The sequence below is a fragment of the Psychrobacter sp. 1U2 genome, from assembly GCF_051847575.1.
On record NZ_JBPYDC010000187.1, the window covers coordinates 1 to 1484 of the forward strand.

The following is a 1484-nucleotide window of genomic DNA, read 5'->3' on the forward strand; positions in this document are numbered from 1 at the left end:
CTAGCGTTAGTTTTTCAATATCTTGACTCTCACGATTGCCGTAGGGTACATGTAATGTATCGGCATAATAGATATAGTGTTCGGCTGGTAGTTGCTGCGCTAAATGCAGATAAACTGATAGCCCGCCCACACCTGAGTCGAAAAGACCAATCGGCGCTGAGTCGTTTTCGCCCTTCATACCACATTTATAGTTGGTTGAATTGACCGATATGTCTTTAGCGTTGGTAACAAGTCTATTTGTCACTGAAGGCAAAACAGCATCAACAGTACTCATAGCTTAGTACTACTATCATGGTGTAGAGCGAGCTTAGCAAGATTTATATGTTGATTCACAATGTATGTATTGCCATGTTGTTTGATAAAAGACTTATTTTAAAGCATACCAACGTCTGACGCACCCAATCGGTAATCCATGTTTATAATGAGTAAAAATTAATTATCAGGCATGAGTAACTGATAAGACTGTCCCCCACTCTGTAAGGTCAGTATCACTTCATCGTTTTGCTCTGTCAACTGACCAATTTCTGTGAGATGATAAAATGTATTACGGCCAATCAATGCCGTTAAACCATTGCGGACAAGCATATAAGGGCGCACTTGCTCTTTTGCAGTTTCTTTTTGCGGTGTGCTTGGTTTGTATAAACGCAGCTCAATCGGATGCTCGTTATCCAAACGCACCACATCACCTGTCGTCGTTGTAAACTCTAACCAACTTACCCCCTCTTCAGTCACGATACCTACATCATTAATCAATAATGGGACATCTTCGACCTGAATACGTAACTTTTGGACTGGGGTTTTTAAAAAATACTCAGTAGTACTGTTGGTTTGTTCTTTCCATAAGACGGTAGCAAACAAGCTGATCAATGACTGCCGGGTCACCATGACCCCTTCATGCCACCATTCTCCATTGGCTTTGATGACTAGATCCATATCTATCGTTTGCTCTGGTTGCCATTTATCAAGCGGAGGTATAGAACGTCCTTGACGAGTACCAGCGGATGATTTTAGATAGTGGCTTAGAGAGTCTAAGTTGTTTAGACTTTGAGAGCTCTGCCCACTATCCTTACTACCTTTACTATCATCAATAGCTGTCATGTCTATATCACTAGTCTCATTAATCGTGTTACTGCTCATAGCATTGTTTCCTAATATTCATCAAAGTTTGATAACGACAGCACTATTATTAATTATAGTTTCGGGTATGATAAAACGATTAGACTTTAGATGCTCATCGTATTAGTCTTACCTTAACACTGATATCTATAAATGCGTATCGTGTTTATAGGACTTTTCTTTTATAATGAGTAACGAATTTTATTAAAATGACGATAATTATGTCGTTTTGATTGTCCTTTATTATGTTGTTCATTAATATGATCTCAATGAAGATATTGTCGATTAAAGCCGCAAAGACAGTTTTTATCGGGCAGCCATATGTCTGAGAGGTACTTGTGTCGCAAGCATATTATTTAAGTGCGAAC

The 1484-nt window shown here is 38.9% G+C and carries 1 protein-coding gene and 1 pseudogene; both read right to left on the bottom strand.

Annotated features, from left to right (window positions below):
• A pseudogene (locus ACS8FD_RS14330) lies at positions 1-274 on the bottom strand (hypothetical protein); the annotation flags it as partial.
• Between the two features lie 158 nt (positions 275-432).
• Positions 433-1137 carry a DUF1285 domain-containing protein gene (locus ACS8FD_RS14335; RefSeq protein WP_439263600.1) on the bottom strand — a complete coding sequence of 235 codons (705 nt, stop codon included), beginning with the start codon at positions 1135-1137 and terminating at the stop codon, positions 433-435.
• Between the last annotated feature and the right edge of the window lie 347 nt (positions 1138-1484).

Bases quoted from the DNA above. Each gene is read 5' to 3' on its own strand.
- ACS8FD_RS14335 (WP_439263600.1), bottom strand. From the start codon at position 1,137: ATGAGCAGTAACACGATTAATGAGACTAGTGATATAGACATGACAGCT.